We start from the raw sequence: 18,645 nt of genomic DNA on the forward strand, positions 1-18,645 counted from the left end.
CATATGCAATACAGTTGAATATGCGGCGGCGGCGGGTCATCCTCGCCGGCACCGCTGGAGGAAAAGATGGCGACAACTCCCGAGACGACGACAGCCGCCGAGCCCGCGCTGAAGCTGACGCCCCCCGATCCCGTCCCGACCGTCGCGACCGAGCAGGCCGCCGGACTGGTGCCGGTCGACGACGGCACCAAGTCGAAGCTGGAGGAGCGCGTCGACCAGTTCATCGCGCAGCTCGTCGCGCAGGACGCCAATTCGCCCGAATTCGGCAAGCGCGTCGATGCGATCACGGCGATGGGCGCGAAGGAAATCCGCGACGCCGCCGGCCAGTCGAACCGCTTCCTCGATCGCCCGGTGCGCGCGATGGATCAGGAAGGCGGGGTCGGCAAGGATCTCGCCCAGCTCCGCCGCGTGGTCGAGGATCTCGATCCGGGCCGGAAGGGCAATCTCACCGCGCCGCAGAAGCTGTTCGGGATCATCCCGTTCGGCAACAAGATGCGCAATTATTTCGACAGCTACAAATCGAGCCAGACGCATATCGCCTCGATCCTGAGGAGCCTTTCCTCGGGCAAGGACGAGCTGTTGATGGACAATGCCGCGATCGATACCGAGCGCGCCAATCTGTGGTCGGCGATGGGCCGGCTGGAGCAGATGATCCACCTCTCCAAGCTGATGGACGCCAAGCTGGAGGATAAGGCCAACGAGCTTGACGCGACCGATCCGGCCAAGGCCAAGGCGATCCGCGAGACCGCCCTGTTCTACGCCCGCCAGCGCACGCAGGATCTGCTGACGCAGATGGCGGTGACGGTGCAGGGCTATCTCGCGCTCGATCTGGTCAAGAAGAACAATGTCGAGCTGATCAAGGGCGTCGACCGCGCCTCCACCACCACCGTCTCGGCGCTGCGCACCGCGGTGACGGTGGCGCAGGCGATGACCAACCAGCGGCTGGTGCTGGAGCAGATCACCCAGCTCAACACCACCACCGCCAATATCATCGATTCGACCGGCAAGTTGCTCCGTTCGAACACCGCGACGATCCACGAGCAGGCCGCGGGCTCGACCATCCCGCTGGAGACGCTGCAGCGCGCCTTCCAGAACATCTATGACACGATGGACGCGATCGACACCTTCAAGATGAAGGCGCTCGATTCGATGAAGACGACGGTCGACACGCTGGGCCGCGAAGTGGAGAAATCGCGCGGCTATATCGCCCGCGCCGAGGGTGCCGCGCAGAGCCAGCTCAGCGCCCCGCAGGATAATTTCAAACTGGAGTCGGTGTGAGCGACACCTCCGAACAGACCATCGCCGCCGCGCGCGCTGCCTACGAGCGGATCACCGGCGCGCGCTACGACGCGGGCTATATGCTGCGCCGGCGGCGTGACTCCGGGGTGCAGCGGCTCGGGAAACGGCTGGCGCGGATCGCGATCGCCGATGCGGCGATCCTCGTTGCGGCGGTGGTGATCGGGCTGATCATCCCGCTCGGCATCATGGGGGCCACCGCGGTGATGGCGCTGCTGCTCGCCGCGACGGTGACGCTGGCGATCTGGCCGCCCGACGCGCCGGTCGCGCCCGAGCGGCTGCGCCAGGCGGATATCCGCGCCTTGCCGACGCAGACCGCGCGCTGGCTCGATTCGCAGCGCGCCGCCCTCCCTGCGCCTGCGGTGGCGGTGGCCGACCGGATCGGGGTGCGGCTCGATACGCTCGGCGCGCAGCTCGCCGGGCTGAACGAAGAGACCCCCGCGACCGGCGAAATCCGCCGGCTGGTCGGCGAGCAATTGCCCGAATTCGTCCGCGATTATCAGCGCGTCCCGCGCGAGCTGCGCGGCACCCCGCGCAACGGCAAGACCCCCGACCGCCAGCTCACCGACGGGCTTGAACTGATCGAGCGCCAGATCGGGCAAATGTCCGAAGAACTGGCGCAGGGCGACCTCGATTCGCTCGCGACGCGCGGGCGCTATCTCGAGGTCAAATATCGCGGCGACGAGGGTTAACCCTAGCACCGTCACCCGGCCTTGAGCCAGGGTGACGGGGGACGTCCGATCGGCTAGCGCGGCCAGCATGAGCGATCGCGTGCTGAACTTCGAGGGCATCCACAATTTCCGCGACTATGGCGGCTATGACACCCCCGTCGGCCGGCTGCGCACCGGTCTGCTGTGGCGCTCCGGCCAGCACGGCGCGGCGACCGCAGCCGATCTCGCGAGCCTCGCCGACCTCCGCATTAGCACCGTGATCGACCTGCGCGGCGACAGCGAGCGGGCGCTAGCACCGTGCCTGCGTCACGACGGCTTCGACGGCCTGGTGCTGTTCGCGCCGGGCGAGACCGCCGGGATCGAACTCGCCCCGCATGAAGAGGCCGGGCGCGGCATCACCACCGCTGCCGAAGCGCGTGGGGCGATGACCCGGCTTTATGCCGCGATGCCCTATCGCCCGATCCTGGTCCGCTCGCTGACGCTTTTTTTCGAGGCGCTGGCGACGCGCGACGGCGCCAGCCTGTTGCATTGCCTCGCCGGCAAGGATCGCACCGGGCTGGCGGCGGCGCTGCTCCACCGGCTGCTCGGCGTCCACGCGGACGATGTGATGGCGGACTATCTGCTCACCAACACCGCCGGCGACCCCGGGCGCCGCATCGCCAGCGCCGCCGCATCGATCCGCGAACGCTACGGCCCGCAGATGAGCGACGAGGCGATCGTCGCGCTGATGTCGGTCGAGGCGGATTACCTCCGCACCGCCTTCGCTGCGATCGACGAGCGGCACGGCGGGGTCGAGGCCTATGCGGCGGAGGTGCTGGGGGTCGATGCGGCACGGCGCCAGGCGATTGCGGCGCGGTTGGTGGCCTAACCCCTCCCGTTCGCCCTGAGCTTGTCGCACGGCGGCCCTTCTTTCTCTCGAAGAAAGTGCAGGGCTTGGATGAGCTCAGCCCGAACGGGGATAGGGAACGTCTCCTAACCGAACGCCACGCCCCACAGCAGGATCGCGTTCAACGCCACGATCAGCGCCGCGATCACCCACGCCAGCGCCGTCAGCCAACGCGGCGCGGCATGCGCGCCCATCACCTTAGCGCTGCCGGTAAAGGCGACCAGCGGCACCACCGCAAAGGGTAATTGCAGGCTGAGGATCACCTGGCTGAGCAGCAGCAGCGGGGTCGCCCCGCGATCCCCCGCCCAGGCGATCACCGCGACCGCCGGGACGATCGCCAGCGCGCGCGTCATCAGCCGCCTGAGCCACATCGGCAGCCGGAGATCGAGAAACCCCTCCATCACGATCTGCCCGGCCAACGTGCCGGTAACGGTGGAATTCTGCCCGCTCGCCAGCAGCGCGATCGCGAACACCGTGCTCGCCGCCCCGACCCCGAGCATCGGCGCGAGCAGGCGATGCGCCTCCTCGATCTCCGCCACCCCGGTGCGCCCCGCGACATGGAAGGTCGCCGCCGCCAGCACGAGGATCGCCGCGTTGATGAAGAAGGCGAGCCCGAGCGAGACGGTCGAATCGACCGTGGCCAGCCGGATCGCGTCGCGTCGTTCGCGCTCGCTCTCGCCGAACGCGCGGGTCTGGACGATCGCCGAGTGGAGATAGAGATTGTGCGGCATCACCGTCGCGCCGAGGATGCCGATCGCGATATAAAGCATCGCCGGATTGCGGACGATCTCGGCGGTCGGCACCAGCCCGGCCGCCGCGGCGCGCCAGTCCGGCCCGGCCCAGGCCAGTTCGAACGCGAAACAGCCGGCGATGACGATCAGCAGCGCGGCGATGAACGCCTCGAGCCGGCGGAACCCGTAACGCTGCAGCGCGAGGATCAGGAACACATCGAGCGTGGTGACGCACACGCCGACGAGCAGCGGCATATTGAACAGCAATTTCAAGGCAATCGCCGTGCCGAGCACCTCGGCGAGATCGCATGCGATGATCGCGATCTCGCACAATAGCCACAGGATCAGCGCCGGCCCGCGCCGGTAATGGGCGCGGCATGCCTGGGCGAGATCGAGCCCGGCGCCGATCCCGAGCCGCGCCGCCAGCGCCTGCAGCACGATCGCCATCAGGTTGGAAAGCAGGATGACCGAGAGCAAGGTATAGCCGAACGCCGACCCACCGGCGATGTCGGTCGCCCAGTTGCCCGGGTCCATATAGCCCACCGCGACGAGCCAGCCCGGCCCGATGAAGGCGAGCAGCCGCCGCCAGAAACCGCCCCCGCGCGGCACGGCGATCGTGCCGTGGCTTTCGGGGAGCGAGCGCATCATGTCGGTGGCGGGCCGCGTCATCGCGCGCCTCAATGCGGGAGCGCGCGCGCGGGTTCAACCGCGATTGCGGGGGCTAACCGATATTCCGCACGCTGCCCGTGCGCTTTGAGCGAAAGATGCGGGAGGGACCGTTGGAGCGCACGCCCTCAATCGGGATCGCTTGAGCTTCCACCCCGGCGCAGACCGCTTGTGCACCGCCGCCACGGGCGGCATCTTCGCGACATGACTCGCCCCACCCTGCCCGCCCTGATCGCCCCCCTGCTCCTCACGTTGCCGGGAGTGGCTCATGCCGCCGATCCGATTGCCGGCCGCTATCTGACCGAGGACGGATCGGGCATCGTCGCGATCGGCGCCTGCGGCAAGGCGATGTGCGGCAAGCTCGCGACGATCGTGCGACCCACCCCCAACGGCTCGACCACCGATGTGAAGAATCCCGACCCCGCGCTGCGCACGCGCCCGCTGCTCGGGATGCAGATCCTCAACGGCCTCACCGACAAGGGCGGCGACTGGCGCGGCGAAATCTACGACCCGCGCCGCGGCAAGACGTTCAAGTCGGTCGTCAGCCGTAACGCCGACGGCACGCTCAATGTGAAGGGTTGCCTCGCCTTTATCTGCCAGACGCAGCTCTGGCGCCCGGCGCGGTAACGCTCTCTCCTTCTCCCCTCCCTTGAACAAGGGAGGGGAACAAGAAGAGGTCTCACGCCCCGTCACACCGGCGTCCCCTTCACACCGGCGCCGCGTCGATTCCCGCGCCGTAATGATGCCAGGTGAAGATCGCGGCCGCGCCGCGATGCGGGCGCCACGCCTCGGCGAGCTCGCGGGTCAGCTTCTCGCTCGGCCGCGTCTCGTGGCCCAGGATGCGCCCGACCTCGATCTGCACCGCCAGATCGCCCGCCGGCCAGATATCCGCCCGCCCCTCGGCAAACAGCAGATAGATTTCGGCCGACCAGCGCCCGATGCCCTTCACCCGGGTGAGGCTGGCGATCGCCTCCTCGTCCGCTGCCGGGAGCGCGTCCAGGTCGAGCCGGCCGCTCAGCACCTCCTCCGCCAGGCTGCGCGCATAACCCGATTTCTGCCGCGAAAAGCCGCAGGCGCGCAGATCCTCGTCGCTGGCGCGCGCGATCACCGCGGGATCGGTCGGATCGCCGATCTGAGCCTCCAGCTTGCGCCACACCGCGTCCGCCGCCTTCACGCTCACCTGCTGGCCGACGATCGTGCGCAACAAAGTAACATAACCACGCGCGCGGATGCGCGGTGCCGGATAGCCGACCCGCGCCACCGCGACCGCGAATTTCGGTTCGATTGCGCCTAGTGCATCAATCCCCGAACGAAGCTGCGCTTCGCTCAGCCCCATTGCAGGCTCGCGCGAAGGCAGGCATGGGGCGATGCGAATCTGATGGGATTTTGCACGGAGACCATAATGCCCAAGCTTATCGTCGTAACGCGGGATGGGGAAGAACGCGCGCTGGACGGCGAGGCAGGCCTGTCTGTGATGGAAGTGATCCGCGACGGCGGCATCGATGAAATCCTGGCATTGTGCGGCGGTTGCTGCAGCTGCGCGACCTGCCACATCCATGTCGACCCGGAATTTGCGGCCAAACTGCCGCCGATGAGCGAGGACGAGAACGACCTGCTCGATTCATCGAGCGACCGCGACGAAACCTCGCGCCTGTCGTGCCAGATTCCGTTCAGCGACGCGCTGGACGGGATGAAGGTGCGAATCGCCGAAGAAGATTGATCCTACGCACCGCCCCGGCGCAGGCCGGGGTCCAGCATCGGGCCGGTAGCGACCGGGCCCCGGCCCGCGCCGGGCCGGTTTCGGGCCCGCGCTAGGGCCGATCGGCATCCAGTTATTTCGCCTGGGATGCCCACCCCCCTCCGTCACCCCGGCCTCCATCGGGAGGCAAGCGCGGAGCAAGAGGTTCTTACCATAGAGCGTGCCGCACGATGGACCCGGCTCAAGGCCGGGGTGACAGTTTGCGAGGCTCGAACGGCTGAATGTCGACCGGCCTCAGCCCCGCGCCGCCGCCGCATAGAGCGCGATCGCCGCGGCATTGGAGACGTTGAGGCTCTCCACCTTGGGCGAGATCGGCAGCTTGGCGAGCTGGTCGCAATGCGCCTCGGTATTCTGCCGCATCCCCTCGCCCTCCGCGCCGAGCACGATCGCGACGCGCGCCTCGCCCATCGCCTCGGCGAGATTGAGCGCGGCATGGCCGGTCAGCCCGATCCGCCAGAAGCCCGCCTCCGCGATCTCATCGAGCGCGCGCGACAGATTGACCACGCGCACCCACGGCACCGTTTCCAGCGCGCCCGACGCCGCCCGCGCCAGCGCGCCCGATTCGGGCGGCGCGTGGCGATCCTGGGTGACGATGCCGAGCGCGTCGAACGCCGCCGCCGAGCGCAGGATCGCGCCGACATTGTGCGGATCGGTCACCTGATCGAGCACCACCAGCGGGCGGCGATCGTCGCGTCCCTGCTCGATCAGGTCGCCGAGCCAGATTTCCTCGAGCGGATCGACTTCCGCCACCAGCCCCTGATGCGGCGCGTCATTGGGCACCATCCGCCCCAGATCGGCGACATCGGCATAGACCACCGGCAGGACCGAGGGCAGCGACAGCGCGGCAAGCGCCTCGCGCGTGCCCCACAATTTGCGCACGTTGCGCTCGGGGTTGGCCAGCGCGGCGATGACGGCATGGCGCCCCCAGAAACGCGGGCGGCTGCCGGGGGGCTGCGAGGGGCGGTGGCTGCGACGGGCCATCATTCAATTCCGGACAAACGAAGGGACAGATGCCCGCGATTTGATCGGCCGCGGCGTGCGCGGCAAGTTTTTTCGGCTCGCCCGCCGCATGATGAACAAAATGCGACATCATCGACATGAGCGCGTTGACACCGCCCGCCTGCTTCGGCATTGGGCGCCCTCGCTTTGACGAAGCGGCCCTGTGGAAGGGTGGCCGAGTGGTTAAAGGCAGCAGACTGTAAATCTGCCCACGCAAGTGTACGCTGGTTCGAATCCAGCCCCTTCCACCACCAGCCGCTGCGGCGGCCAGCGTGTCAGCGCATTGGGCGGAACCCGGCGCGCACCTCCTCGACAAACAGCCCGGGTTGCTCGAACGCCGCGAAATGACCGCCGCGCGCGGGCTCGCCCCAATGGACGATATGGGGGTAGCGCCGCTCCGCCCAGCGCCGCGAGGCACGCAAGATCTCCTTGGGAAACAGGCTGCACGCCACCGGCACCTCGACCCGCGCCGCGGCGAAATCGCGAAAGCTCTCCCAATAGAGCCGCGCCGCCGAGGCGGCGGTGCCGGGCAGCCAGTAGAGCATGATATTGTCGATGATCTCGTCGAGCGTCAGCACATTGAGCGGGTCGCCGTCGCAATCGGTCCAGGCGTGGAATTTCTCGAAGATCCACGCCGCCTGCCCCGCGGGCGAATCGACCAGCGCGTAGCCCAATGTCTGCGGGCGCGTCGCCTGCTGCTGGGCATAGCCGTTGCCGTCGGTCATGTAGCGCTGGAACGCCGCGAGCGCCGCCTGCTCCTCGGGGGTGGGATCGGCCATGTCCTCGGGGGTCGGCGGGGCGACGATCATGTTGACGTGGATCCCCGCCACCGCCGCGTCGCCGCTCGCGCCGATCGCCGAGGAGACCGCCGATCCCCAATCACCGCCTTGGGCGACGAAGCGATCGTAACCGAGCCGCTTCATCAGGGTGATCCACGCCGCCGCGATGCGCGGCACCGGCCAGCGATCCGCCGGGCGGTCGGAAAAGGCGTAGCCGGGGAGCGACGGCGCGACGATGTGGAAGGCATCGCGCGGATCCCCGCCGTGCGCCGCGGGATCGGTCAGCGGGCCGATCACCTTGAGGAACTCGACCACCGATCCCGGCCAGCCGTGGGTGATGATCAGCGGCAACGCATCGCGCTCGGGCGAGCGGACGTGGAGGAAATGGATTCCGGTGCCGTCGATCGTCGTGCGATATTGCCCCAGCGCGTTGAGCCGTGCCTCGCACGCGCGCCAGTCGTAGCGGTCGCGCCAATGCGCGACCAGCGCCTGCGCGCGATCGAGCGGAACGCCCTGCCCCCAATCGCCGACCGTCTCGCGCTCGGGCCAGCGGGTGTTGGCGAGCCGCACGCGGAGATCGTCCAGCGCAGCCTCCGGCACGTCGAGGTGGAAGGGGGTGATCGCCTCGCTCATGATCCGCTCCGTGAACCGGGAGCGCAGCGTAACATGCGATCCGCACAAAGCTACGGCGCCCGGAAGATTAACTCCGTGCGCCGCAACCGGTGGGGTCAGGTCCCGGACGCACAATTCCTGACTATGGTTAAGGTTCCAAAAAGGATCCGAAGCCGCGCGCACGGCTTGCGCCGATGCGCGCCGCTGGTTATCTCGCACCCGCACCGTGTTGGCATTCCGACGGACATGAAGTTGGAATACCGGCCGGAGCCGCATAGAAAACCACGCGTTTTCAACGGTATGCGGGTATAGCACAATGGTAGTGCAGCAGCCTTCCAAGCTGAATACACGGGTTCGATTCCCGTTACCCGCTCCACCCCTCCCCCCAGCCAAACCTCTGATCCTTCACGCGATCCTTACCATTCGCGTGGCAGGGGCGGCGCGATGTATCTCGATCCAGCACTCGCCTCGGCCAATCGCGCCGATCCGCGCCCCGCCTCGGCGGTGTCGCGCGGCGTCGGGCTGGCCGGGCTCGCCGGGCTGGCGGGGTGGATCGCGGTGGCGCGACACTTCGGGATGGACGGCCCTTATGCCGCTTTGGTCGGGGTCGCCGCCTGCGGCGTGCCAATGGTGCTGTGGTCGCTGCTGGTCGACAAGGTGCACCGCCACCGCTCGACCGGGATCGACTGGCACATGCGGCGCCCGCTGCGCGCGACGATCGACATCAGCCTCGTCAAGCTCACCGGGCTATGGGCAACCTGGGCGGCGATCACGCTGGCCTATGCCGTCGGGCGCTTCTACTGGCAGGGCAATTTCCAGTTCGCCATGTGGTGCCTCGAACGCGCCGCGCCGCCGCTGCTGGTGCTGTCGATCCCGTACACGATCTGGCTCGACCGCCGGCTGGTCGAACCGCGCGACGGCGCCTGGGCGCTCGGCGCGTGGCTGCTCGGGCAAGGCGCGCCGGATCGCGAGGCGATCTGGAACCACCTGCGTTCCTGGGCGGTGAAGGGCTTCTTCCTCGCCTTCATGCTCGCGATCGTCCCGTCGGGGTTCGGCGATTTCGTCCGCGCCGACCCGGCGGCGGTGCTCCGCGATCCGGTGGCGCTGGCCAATTGGCTGATCACCTTCATGTTCGTGGTCGACGTCGCCTTCGCCACCGTCGGCTATCTTCTCACGATGCGCCCGCTCGACGCGCATATCCGCACCGCGAACCCTTATGCCGCGGGCTGGACGGCGGCGCTGATCTGCTATCCCCCGTTCATCCTGATGAACCCCGGCGGCCCGCTCGACTATCACCCCGGCACCGCCGACTGGACCGCGTGGCTCGCCGGCTATCCGATCGCGCTCGCACTGGTCGGCGCGTTGCTGGTGGCGCTGACCGCGATCTACGCCTGGGCGACGGTGGCGTTCGGCCTGCGCTTCTCGAACCTCACCAACCGCGGCATCCTGACCCACGGCCCCTATGCCTGGTCGCGCCACCCGGCCTATCTGTCGAAGAACCTGTTCTGGTGGCTCTCCACGCTGCCGATGCTGTCGACCGGCAGCCTGGTCGACGCGACGCGCGCGACCGTGCTGCTCGGCGTGGTCAGCGCAGTCTATTACTGGCGCGCGAAGACCGAGGAACGCCACCTCTCGGCCGACCCCGATTATCGCGCCTATGACGCGTGGATGACGCGCAACGCCCCGATCCCGCGCGCCTTCGCGTGGATCGCGGGGCGCTAGAAGCTCGCTTCGCCGTATACCCGCGAGATGTCCCCGCCCCACGCGCCGTTATAGCGTTCGAGCAGCACCTCCGCCGGCACCTTGCCGCTGCGGACGATCTCGCGCAGCGGATCGAGGAAGCCAGTTTCGTTATCCCCCGAGCGATTGTGCCGCGCGCGCGCCGCGAGCCCGGCATTGGCGATCTCCAGTACCTCGCCCGCGATATCGCGCAGCGTGCCGCCACCGGGGATCGGCGCGCCGAGCGCGAGTTTGGGCGCGGCGCTGCGCAGCGCCTCGCGCTCTTCCATCGTCCAATGTTTCACCACATCCCAGGCCGCGTCGAGCGCCGCCTGATCGTAGAGCAGCCCGACCCAAAAGGCCGGCAGCGCGCAGATCCGGTTCCACGGCCCGCCATCCGCCCCGCGCATCTCGAGGAAGGTCTTGAGCCGCACCTCGGGGAAAGCGGTGGAGAGATGGTCGTTCCAATCCTCCAGCGTCGGCAGCTCGCCGGGAAGGACGGGTAGTTCGCCCTTGAGGAAATCGCGGAATGACAGCCCGGCGGCGTCGATATAGCGCCCTTCGCGGTAGACGAAGTACATCGGCACATCGAGCATATATTCGGCATAGCGCTCGTAACCGAAGCCGTCCTCGAACACGAACGGCAACATCCCGGTCCGCGCCGGATCGGTATCCGACCAGATATGGCTGCGGTAGGAGAGATAACCGTTGGGCTTGCCCTCGGTGAACGGCGAATTGGCGAACAGCGCCGTCGCAAGCGGCTGCAGCGCGAGCCCGACGCGGAACTTCTGCGCCATATCGGCCTCGCTGGCGTAATCGAGGTTCACCTGGATCGTGCAGGTGCGCAGCATCATGTCGAGCCCGAGCGAGCCGACCCGCGGCATATGCCGCAACATGATCGCATAGCGCCCCTTGGGCATCACGGGCAGATCGCCGCGCGTCTTGTCCGGCCACATGCCGAGCCCGAGGAAGCCGATGCCGAGCTTCTCGCCCGCGGCCTTCACCTGCTCCAGATGCCGGCCGGTTTCGGCGCAGGTCTCGTGGAGATTGTCGAGCGGCGCGCCGGAAAGCTCGAATTGTCCCGCCGGCTCGAGGCTGACGCTGCCGTCGAGCCCGGTCAGCGCGATGAGGTTGCCGTTCTCCTCCACCGGGCGCCAGCCATATTGCTGGAGCTCGGTGAGCAACGCGCGAATGCCGTGCGGCTCGTCCCACGACGGCGCGTGGTGATCGGACACGGCATAGACGAATTTCTCATGCTCGGTGCCTATCCGCCACCGTTCCTTGGGCTTTTCGCCACGGGCGAAACTGGCGATGAGTTGCTCGCGCGACTCGATGACTGGCGAGTTGCTTTCCGAAACCGTCTTGGTCGTCATAAGCGCGCCTTACGCGGGGATGAACGGCTCCGCTAGCGAAACCGTTACGGGTTTAGCTATCGGACGGTACATTAGGAAATTTCATGCGCTTTTGCGTGCTGCGTCACGCGTCGAACAGGCCGCGACTACCAGTCCCCCGCCGCCGCCATCCACACCGCCACCGCCGCCGCCGCGGCGGTATCGGCGCGCAGGATGCGCGGGCCGAGCGAGATCGGCACCGCCCCCGGCGTCGCGCGGATCGCCGCGCGCTCCTCGTCGTCGAACCCGCCTTCCGGCCCGATCAGGATCGCCGCCGCGCCGGGCTTCATCGCCGCGCGCGCCGGCGCCCCGCCCTGTTCGTCGGCGAAATAGAGCGCCCGCCCGTCCGGCCAGTCGCGCAGCAGCGCGGCGAGCTTCACCGGCTCGGCCACCTCGGGCAGCGCGGTACGCCCGCATTGCTCGGCCGCCTCGATCATATGCGCGCGAAGCCGATCGACATTGGGGCGATCGACCACGGTGCGCCGCGTCACGACGGGCACGAAACGCGCGACGCCCAGCTCGCACGCTTTCTCCGCCATCCAGTCGACCCGCCCCTTCTTGAGCGGCGCGGCGACCAGCCACAGATCGGGCACGCGCTCACGCGGCGCGAGCAATTCGCGTACGTCGAGCGTCACATCGCGGCGCCCGGCGCTCTCCACCACCGCCAGCCACTCGCCGGTCGCATCGTCGAACAATTTCACCGGATCGCCGGCCTTCAGCCGCATCACCGAGGCGAGATAATGCGCCCCCGCGCCGTCGATCCGACGCGCGCCCGGCGCGAGCGGTTCGGGCACGTAGAGGCGCGGGGTCGAGCGCGGCGGCCAGGCGGGGGTGGCGATCATTATTTGCGGTTTCGTCCGGTCATCCGTTTGACGGTCATGAACAGGAGGACGGCGAGGATGGCAATCCCGATCACGCCAAAGGTGATCACCCCCGCCACCCGCAGGATGGCGTAGAACAGGGCCTCGACGAACCGACCGATCGCTACCGACAGATGGATCAGCGGACGCGCTTCCAGCTTTGCGTCTTGCAGCCGAACCCGGCGAACAGACAGCCTTTGCCGACGATCGTGTCGCGGTTGACCAGTTCGAGCGTGCCGTCGAACGTCTTGTCGATATCCGGCACATAGACTTCGCCGTACCACAGGCCGTCGTCCTCGCGCCGGAAATCGTGGAACAATTCGGTGCCGACCAACTGATCGGTGCCCCCGGCGGCGGCATCCGCCTTGGCCTTTTCGCTCGCCGCGATGACCCGGCCGCACAGCCCCTGTCCGCACGGCGCGATACGGATGCGCACGCTGTCGGCGTCGTTGCGCCAGATGCCGGCGAGCGCCGGTCCGTTCTGCGCCGCCGCGGGGCCGGCGATCGCGACGAGAGCGGCCAGCATCGCGATCGGCATCGGAGACATACGCATATACTCTACTCCCTTCGCTCCCGTCTCTCGTCATTCCCGCGCAGGCGGGGATCCATTGACGCTGAGGTTGCGGCCCTATCGCGAGACCAGCGTCAATGGATCCCCGCCTGCGCGGGAATGACGAGGGGTTTCGTCGGTATCTTCAACTGAACCACAAGCCACTGATATCTACGAACCGGCTGTGGCGGAAGCGTGACGAGGCGGATAGGATGGCCGGCGTGAGCAACGCCCCGGATATCGTCCCCGACAGCGAGCATCGCGGCATCGTCGCCGCGCTGCCGCTCCGCCTGCGCAACTTCGCCCTGCTCGCGCGGTTCGATCGGCCGATCGGCTGGTGGCTGCTGTTCTGGCCCGGCGCCTGGGCGGTGGCACTCGCCGGCGGCACGATCGAGCGCTGGCCGCTGATCCTGTGGCTGCTCGCGGGCAGCATCGCGATGCGCGGCGCGGGCTGCGTCTATAACGATATCGTCGACCGCAAGCTCGACGCCAGCGTCGCGCGCACCCGCTCGCGCCCGCTCGCCAGCGGCGCGGTATCGCTTACCGCCGCCTGGATATGGCTCGGCATGCTCAGCCTCGTCGGGCTGGTCGTGCTGCTCCAGCTGCGCGTCGATACCGCGATCGTCGCGGTCGCCAGCCTCGCGCTGGTCGCCGCCTATCCGTTCATGAAGAAGATCACCTGGTGGCCGCAGGCGTGGCTGGGGCTGGTCTTTTCCTGGGCGGCGCTGGTCGGGTGGAACGAGACCTGGGGGTGGATCGCGATTCCCGGACTGCTGCTCTACGCCGGGTCGATCTGCTGGGTGATCGGCTATGACACGATTTACGCGCTGCAGGATCGCGAGGACGATGCGCTGATCGGCATCCGCTCGTCGGCGTTGCGGATGGGCAAATCGGTGGTGCCGGGGGTCGGCGGCTTTTATGTCGCGGCGCTGCTATTGTGGGGCGGCGCCTTCTGGCTGGTACGCCCCGATCCGCTGTCGCTCGCCGCGCTGCTGCCGATCGCGGCGCATCTGATGTGGCAGATCGCGACGCTCGATCCCGACGACGGCGCGGGCGCGCTCGCGCGTTTCCGCTCGAACCGGTTCGCCGGGCTGCTGATGTTCCTTGCCTGCGCGGTGGTCGGGACGCGGCTGTAGATCGCCAAAACCTACCGCTTGCACCCCTTCGCACGCGCGACCCCACGCAGATAGCCGCGCCGCGCGAGCCCGGCATAGGTGGCCGATTGCATCCGGCGCTGCGCCGCCGCGGCGCCGCTCACTTCGCGTACCAGCCCGCGGAACGGGATGATCGTATCGATCGCGGTCTCGCCGGCGATCTTGGCGATCTGACCGGTGCGGGTGCCCTTGTCCTCCGACGGCACGTCGAAATCGGGGCCGAGCACCTTGTCGAGATCGCGCAGCCTGCCGGCGATCTGCGCGCATGAGGCGGTGCCGCTGGTGCTATAGGGCGCGTCCTCGGCGTTGAGCAGCACCGGCGGGACCTTCTTGTTGGCCAGCCCCACGTCATGCACCGGGCGCGCCGCGATCTTGCCGGCTTCGGACAGCGTCGAATCCTGCTTATTGTCCTGCGCCTCGCGCACTTCCTGCGCGATCGCGCCGGCCGGCAGCAGCACGGCGGCAATCATCACGGCGATACCGGCGACATGCATCGTTGAACCTTCCCTTCCAATCAGCCCTCTGCCACAATCTAACGCAGCGAGAGGGCGTGCGATCCATTCTGCGTTGACTTCATGAACCGGCGCGCATTGCCGCGGTCTCATTTCACCGCTAATTTGCCTCGCTTCGTCGGCGAAAGGACGTGACATGGCGGTAGACGAGCGGACTCCCGGCAAAAAGCTGTTGATCGCCGTGCTGATCGGCGCGTTGCTCGCCATCCCCCTCTTCGCGGTCTACCTCCTGGTCTACGATCGGCAATCGCAGTCTCAGGTCGCGCGCGCCTCGATCGCGGAAGGCTGGGGCGGCCCGCAGACGATCGCCGGCCCCGTGCTCGTCATCCCCTATCAGGAGCAGACGACCGAAACCGTCAGCGAAGGTGGCAAGCAGGTCGCCAAGACACAGACGGTGTGGCGCGAGCTGACGCTCGCGCCCGAACAGGCTGACCTCCGTACCGACCTGACGCCCGAGCGCCGACGCCGGTCGATCTACGAAGCCGTCCTGTTCGAGGCGGCGGCGAGCGGCACCGCGCGTTTCGTCCTCCCGGCGGACCTCGCGCGCTTCGGCATCACACAGGATCGGCTATTCTTCGACCGCGCCGAACTCCGCTTCGGCCTGCGCGACGCGCGCGGGCTTTACGGCGCGCCGCCAGCGGTGACGGTCGACGGGGTCAGGCTCGGGCTGCAACCCGGCAAGGGATCGGCGGCCACCGGGGGCGCGGGCTTCTTCACCTGGCTGGATGCCTCCCCGCTGCGCACGCGCGCGATCGCCGCGAGCTTCCGCTTCACCTTCCGCGGCAACGGCTGGATCGCGCTCGCCCCGCAGGCGGGCGACACCCGTTGGACGGTCACCTCGAAATGGCCGCACCCCAGCTTCCAGGGCGGCTTCCTGCCGACCGCGCAGCAGGTTTCGGCCAACGGCTTCAACGCCACCTGGCGTGTCGGCAATCTCGCGCTCGGCCGCACGCTCGTCTCGGCGGGCGAATCGGCGCCCGATACCCGCGAAACCCCGGTCGGCGATCGATACGATACGTCGCAGCAGGCGGGCGATTACGAGGCGCGAGTCGATCTGATTTCCCCCGTCGATCTCTACAGCCAGGTCAATCGCTCGGTGAAATACGGCTTCCTGTTCATCGGCTTCACCTTCATGGCCTTTCTGATGTTCGACGTGATCGCCGGAGTGCGCGTCGCGACCGCAGAATATCTGCTGGTCGGCGCGGGGCTGGTGCTGTTCTTCGTGATGCTGCTCGCCTTCGCCGAGGTGATCGGCTTCGCGCTCGCCTATATCCTCGCCGCGGCGGCGATCGTCGGGCTGCTCACCGCTTATTCGGCCGCGGTGCTGAGAAGCTGGCAGCGCGCGGGCTATATCGCCGCGCTGCTCATCGCGCTCTACGCGATTCTCTACGTCCTGCTGAGCCTCGAGGCTTATTCATTGTTGATCGGCGCGATTCTCCTGTTTGCGGCGCTGGCCGGCATCATGTACCTGACGCGCAAAATCGACTGGAGCGGCCTCCGCTCCGCGACCGCAACCGACTGAATCGGGAAAAAACGATGGCCGAATTCACCTTGCCCGCGAACAGCAAGATCAAGGGCGGACGGAAAATCCCCTCGCCCCAGCCCGGGGGCAAGATGCGGAACTTCAAAATCTATCGTTACGATCCCGACTCGGGCGAGAACCCGCGCTACGACACGTTCGAGATCAATCTCGACGAATGCGGCCCGATGGTGCTCGACGCCTTGATCAAGATCAAGGCGGAGCAGGATTCGTCGCTCACCTTCCGCCGTTCGTGCCGCGAGGGCATCTGCGGCTCGTGCTCGATGAACATCGACGGCAAGAACGGTCTCGCCTGCACGACGGCGATCGAAGACGTGAAGGGTGAAGTGAAGATCACCCCGCTGCCGGCGATGGAGGTGATCAAGGATCTCGTCCCCGATTTCACGCATTTCTACGCGCAATATGCCTCGATCAAGCCGTGGCTGCAGACGGTGACCCCGCCCCCCGCGGGCAAGGAGCGGCTGCAGTCGCCCGAGGATCGCAACAAGCTCGACGGGCTTTACGAGTGCATCCTGTGCGCCTGCTGCTCCACCTCCTGCCCGAGCTATTGGTGGAATTCGGACAAGTTCCTCGGCCCGGCGATCCTGCTCCAGGCCTATCGCTGGCTGGCCGACAGCCGCGACGAGATGACCGGCGAGCGGCTCGACGCGCTGGAGGATCCCTTCCGGCTCTATCGCTGCCACACGATCATGAACTGCGCCAACGCCTGCCCCAAGGGCCTTTCCCCGGCCAAGGCGATCGCCGAGATCAAGAAGATGGAGGTCGAGCGGCTCGTCTGAGCGCTCGTCCCCCGCTTCGATGACCGAGCCCAAGCCCGAATTTCTCTACGAGGAACATCCCGATCATCCCGGCTGGATGAAATGGGGGTTCAAGGACGAGACGCGCTACACCGCGTTTCTCGGCGAGATGATCGTGCGCCGCGATGGCGGCCGCGCGCGCGTGCGGATGACGCCCGAGCGGCGGCATTCGAACCTCGCCAATGTCGTCCATGGCGGGGCGATGCTCGGCTTCATCGACGTTTCGCTGTTCGCCGCGGCGCGCAGCTTCGGGCTGATCACCGCGGGCACCGCGGTGACGCTCGATCTCAACACGCATTTCATCGGCGGCGGCCGGATCGGCGAGCCGCTGGAGGCCGAGGTCGAGCTGCTGCGCGAAACCGGGCGGCTGCTGTTCCTGCGCGGTGTGGTGTTGCAGGGCGATCGCGAGGTGGTGGCGGAATTTTCCGGCACGATCAGGAAACCGTCGGCGCCGCGAAACTGATTTCTTGCGCCTCCCCGTTCGCCCTGAGCTTGTCGAAGGGCGTCCTGTCGCCCGAGCGTTCGGGCCGCCCTTCGACAAGCTCAGGGCGACCGGAGGGTGGGTGATCCCAATTACCGCAAAAGGCTGAATGATGGGCAAGGTTCTCTCCGCTTACGACGCGCTGGTCGCCGCCGGCGAGCTCCGCCCCGATGCGGAGCAGGCCGTCGGCGCGCGTCGGCTCGATGCGCTCGCCGCCGAACTGGAGCATCCGCGTACCAAGGGGCTGTTCCGCCGTCGCCCGATCCCGCCGCGCGGCCTGTATCTGTGGGGTGACGTCGGCCGCGGCAAATCGATGCTGATGGACCTGTTCTTCGCCAATGTCGCGATCGAGCGGAAGCGGCGGGTCCATTTCGGCGAATTCATGCTCGAGGTGCACGGCCGCATCGCGATCGAACGCCGCAAGGAACAGGGCGACCCGATCGTCCCCGTCGCCAATGCGCTGGCCGAGGAAGCGCGCCTCCTCGCCTTCGACGAGATGATGGTCACCAACTCGCCCGATGCGATGATCCTCTCGCGACTGTTCACCGCGTTGATCGAGTCGGGCGTCACCGTCGTCACCACCTCGAACCGCGCGCCGGCCGATCTCTACAAGAACGGCCTCAACCGTGAGCATTTCCTGCCCTTCATCGCGTTGATCGAGGCGCGGCTCGACGTGCTCGCGCTCAACGGCCCGGTCGATTATCGCCGCGACCGACTGGGGCAGCAGGACACCTGGCTCGTCCCCAACGGCCCCAAGGCGACCGCCGAACTCTCCGCCGCCTTCTTCCGCCTGACCGATTATCCGCCCGAGGATCGCGATCACGTCCCGAGCGAGGATATCATCGTCCAGGGTCGCACCCTGCACGTCCCCAAATCGCTCAAGGGCGTCGCGGTGTTCAGCTTCAAGCGGCTCTGCGCCGAAGCCCGCGGCAGCGCCGATTACCTCGCGATCGCAAGGCGTTACCATACGATCATCCTCGTCGGTATTCCAATCCTCGGGCCGGAGAACCGCAATGAGGCGGCGCGCTTCGTCAGCCTGATCGACGCGCTCTACGAGCATAAGGTCAAATTGCTCGCCGCCGCCGATGCCCAGCCCGACGCGCTCTATCCGACGGGCGACGGCCGCTTCGAGTTCCAGCGCACCGTCAGCCGGCTGGAGGAAATGCGCTCGGAGGAATATCTCGCCGCCGGCCACGGCGCCTGACAGGTCCGGCGCGGCCCCTCTCCCCCGTCATTCCCGCG

Annotated in this window: 19 protein-coding genes and 2 tRNA genes; 13 read left to right on the plus strand and 8 right to left on the minus strand. The window is 67.6% G+C overall.

Annotated elements, in window-relative coordinates:
* The first annotated feature begins 66 nt into the window (after nucleotides 1-66).
* From NED98_RS09615 to NED98_RS09625, 3 genes are all read left to right on the plus strand, one after another.
* The gene (locus NED98_RS09615) at nucleotides 67-1,278 is read left to right on the plus strand and encodes a toxic anion resistance protein (protein ID WP_179511399.1); all 1,212 of its coding nucleotides are present in this window, start codon (nucleotides 67-69) and stop codon (nucleotides 1,276-1,278) included.
* Nucleotides 1,275-1,988, plus strand: coding sequence for a hypothetical protein (locus NED98_RS09620; RefSeq protein WP_265312840.1), 714 nt, complete (start codon nucleotides 1,275-1,277; stop codon nucleotides 1,986-1,988). Before NED98_RS09615 ends, NED98_RS09620 begins: the two co-directional genes overlap by 4 nt.
* Before the next feature lie 67 nt (nucleotides 1,989-2,055).
* Nucleotides 2,056-2,835, plus strand: a complete 780-nt coding sequence (locus tag NED98_RS09625) for a tyrosine-protein phosphatase (RefSeq protein WP_265312841.1) — start codon at nucleotides 2,056-2,058, stop codon at nucleotides 2,833-2,835.
* A 104-nt stretch (nucleotides 2,836-2,939) separates the two neighbouring features.
* On the opposite strand, the gene NED98_RS09630 is transcribed toward NED98_RS09625, so the two are convergent.
* On the minus strand, nucleotides 2,940-4,253 hold the full coding sequence (locus NED98_RS09630; protein WP_265312842.1) for an Nramp family divalent metal transporter: 1,314 nt from the start codon (nucleotides 4,251-4,253) through the stop codon (nucleotides 2,940-2,942).
* A 201-nt stretch (nucleotides 4,254-4,454) separates the two neighbouring features.
* Here NED98_RS09630 and NED98_RS09635 point away from each other — a divergent pair, with 201 nt between their 5' ends.
* The gene (locus NED98_RS09635; RefSeq protein WP_265312843.1) at nucleotides 4,455-4,877 is read left to right on the plus strand and encodes a DUF2147 domain-containing protein; all 423 of its coding nucleotides are present in this window, start codon (nucleotides 4,455-4,457) and stop codon (nucleotides 4,875-4,877) included.
* A gap of 79 nt (nucleotides 4,878-4,956) precedes the next feature.
* On the opposite strand, the gene NED98_RS09640 is transcribed toward NED98_RS09635, so the two are convergent.
* The gene (locus tag NED98_RS09640; RefSeq protein ID WP_265312844.1) at nucleotides 4,957-5,586 is read right to left on the minus strand and encodes a DNA-3-methyladenine glycosylase family protein; all 630 of its coding nucleotides are present in this window, start codon (nucleotides 5,584-5,586) and stop codon (nucleotides 4,957-4,959) included.
* A 66-nt stretch (nucleotides 5,587-5,652) separates the two neighbouring features.
* Here NED98_RS09640 and NED98_RS09645 point away from each other — a divergent pair, with 66 nt between their 5' ends.
* Entirely contained in the window at nucleotides 5,653-5,970 is a 318-nt protein-coding gene (locus tag NED98_RS09645; RefSeq protein WP_179511392.1) for a 2Fe-2S iron-sulfur cluster-binding family protein, read from the plus strand.
* Nucleotides 5,971-6,243: 273 nt separating this feature from the next.
* Here NED98_RS09645 and rlmB read toward each other — a convergent pair whose 3' ends face one another.
* The gene (gene rlmB, locus NED98_RS09650; RefSeq protein WP_179511391.1) at nucleotides 6,244-6,990 is read right to left on the minus strand and encodes a 23S rRNA (guanosine(2251)-2'-O)-methyltransferase RlmB; all 747 of its coding nucleotides are present in this window, start codon (nucleotides 6,988-6,990) and stop codon (nucleotides 6,244-6,246) included.
* A 183-nt stretch (nucleotides 6,991-7,173) separates the two neighbouring features.
* On the opposite strand from rlmB, the gene NED98_RS09655 reads away from it, so the two are divergent.
* Nucleotides 7,174-7,259: transfer RNA gene (locus tag NED98_RS09655), tRNA-Tyr, on the plus strand.
* A 24-nt stretch (nucleotides 7,260-7,283) separates the two neighbouring features.
* Here NED98_RS09655 and NED98_RS09660 read toward each other — a convergent pair.
* Nucleotides 7,284-8,420, minus strand: coding sequence for an epoxide hydrolase family protein (locus NED98_RS09660; RefSeq protein ID WP_265312845.1), 1,137 nt, complete (start codon nucleotides 8,418-8,420; stop codon nucleotides 7,284-7,286).
* A gap of 281 nt (nucleotides 8,421-8,701) precedes the next feature.
* Here NED98_RS09660 and NED98_RS09665 point away from each other — a divergent pair.
* Nucleotides 8,702-8,775 (plus strand) — tRNA-Gly (locus NED98_RS09665).
* Nucleotides 8,776-8,843: 68 nt separating this feature from the next.
* Nucleotides 8,844-10,121 (plus strand): methyltransferase family protein, encoded by a 1,278-nt coding sequence (locus NED98_RS09670; RefSeq protein ID WP_265312846.1) that lies wholly within the window; start codon nucleotides 8,844-8,846, stop codon nucleotides 10,119-10,121.
* Here NED98_RS09670 and NED98_RS09675 read toward each other — a convergent pair.
* The 3 genes from NED98_RS09675 to NED98_RS09685 all read right to left on the minus strand — a co-directional run bounded on the left by NED98_RS09675 (nucleotide 10,118) and on the right by NED98_RS09685 (nucleotide 12,922).
* Nucleotides 10,118-11,491, minus strand: coding sequence for a glutamate--cysteine ligase (locus tag NED98_RS09675; RefSeq protein ID WP_179511388.1), 1,374 nt, complete (start codon nucleotides 11,489-11,491; stop codon nucleotides 10,118-10,120). The genes NED98_RS09670 and NED98_RS09675 overlap by 4 nt on opposite strands.
* Before the next feature lie 125 nt (nucleotides 11,492-11,616).
* Entirely contained in the window at nucleotides 11,617-12,351 is a 735-nt protein-coding gene (locus NED98_RS09680) for a 16S rRNA (uracil(1498)-N(3))-methyltransferase (RefSeq protein WP_179511387.1), read from the minus strand.
* A 157-nt stretch (nucleotides 12,352-12,508) separates the two neighbouring features.
* The gene (locus tag NED98_RS09685) at nucleotides 12,509-12,922 is read right to left on the minus strand and encodes a DUF2147 domain-containing protein (protein WP_179511386.1); all 414 of its coding nucleotides are present in this window, start codon (nucleotides 12,920-12,922) and stop codon (nucleotides 12,509-12,511) included.
* 209 nt (nucleotides 12,923-13,131) lie between these two features.
* Between NED98_RS09685 and ubiA the strand changes: the two genes are divergently transcribed.
* Entirely contained in the window at nucleotides 13,132-14,055 is a 924-nt protein-coding gene (gene ubiA / locus NED98_RS09690) for a 4-hydroxybenzoate octaprenyltransferase (protein ID WP_265312847.1), read from the plus strand.
* A gap of 11 nt (nucleotides 14,056-14,066) precedes the next feature.
* Here ubiA and NED98_RS09695 read toward each other — a convergent pair whose 3' ends face one another.
* Nucleotides 14,067-14,567, minus strand: coding sequence for a hypothetical protein (locus NED98_RS09695; protein ID WP_179511384.1), 501 nt, complete (start codon nucleotides 14,565-14,567; stop codon nucleotides 14,067-14,069).
* A 154-nt stretch (nucleotides 14,568-14,721) separates the two neighbouring features.
* Here NED98_RS09695 and creD point away from each other — a divergent pair, with 154 nt between their 5' ends.
* The 4 genes from creD to zapE all read left to right on the plus strand — a co-directional run bounded on the left by creD (nucleotide 14,722) and on the right by zapE (nucleotide 18,607).
* Nucleotides 14,722-16,107, plus strand: a complete 1,386-nt coding sequence (gene creD / locus NED98_RS09700; protein WP_265312848.1) for a cell envelope integrity protein CreD — start codon at nucleotides 14,722-14,724, stop codon at nucleotides 16,105-16,107.
* Nucleotides 16,108-16,121: 14 nt separating this feature from the next.
* Nucleotides 16,122-16,904, plus strand: a complete 783-nt coding sequence (locus NED98_RS09705; protein WP_284699032.1) for a succinate dehydrogenase iron-sulfur subunit — start codon at nucleotides 16,122-16,124, stop codon at nucleotides 16,902-16,904.
* 19 nt (nucleotides 16,905-16,923) lie between these two features.
* Nucleotides 16,924-17,385, plus strand: a complete 462-nt coding sequence (locus tag NED98_RS09710; protein WP_179511382.1) for a PaaI family thioesterase — start codon at nucleotides 16,924-16,926, stop codon at nucleotides 17,383-17,385.
* Between the two features lie 130 nt (nucleotides 17,386-17,515).
* On the plus strand, nucleotides 17,516-18,607 hold the full coding sequence (gene zapE, locus NED98_RS09715) for a cell division protein ZapE (protein ID WP_179513609.1): 1,092 nt from the start codon (nucleotides 17,516-17,518) through the stop codon (nucleotides 18,605-18,607).
* Nucleotides 18,608-18,645 lie beyond the last annotated feature (38 nt).

This window comes from Sphingomonas lycopersici (assembly GCF_026130605.1).
Taxonomy (GTDB): Bacteria; Pseudomonadota; Alphaproteobacteria; order Sphingomonadales; family Sphingomonadaceae; genus Sphingomonas; species Sphingomonas lycopersici.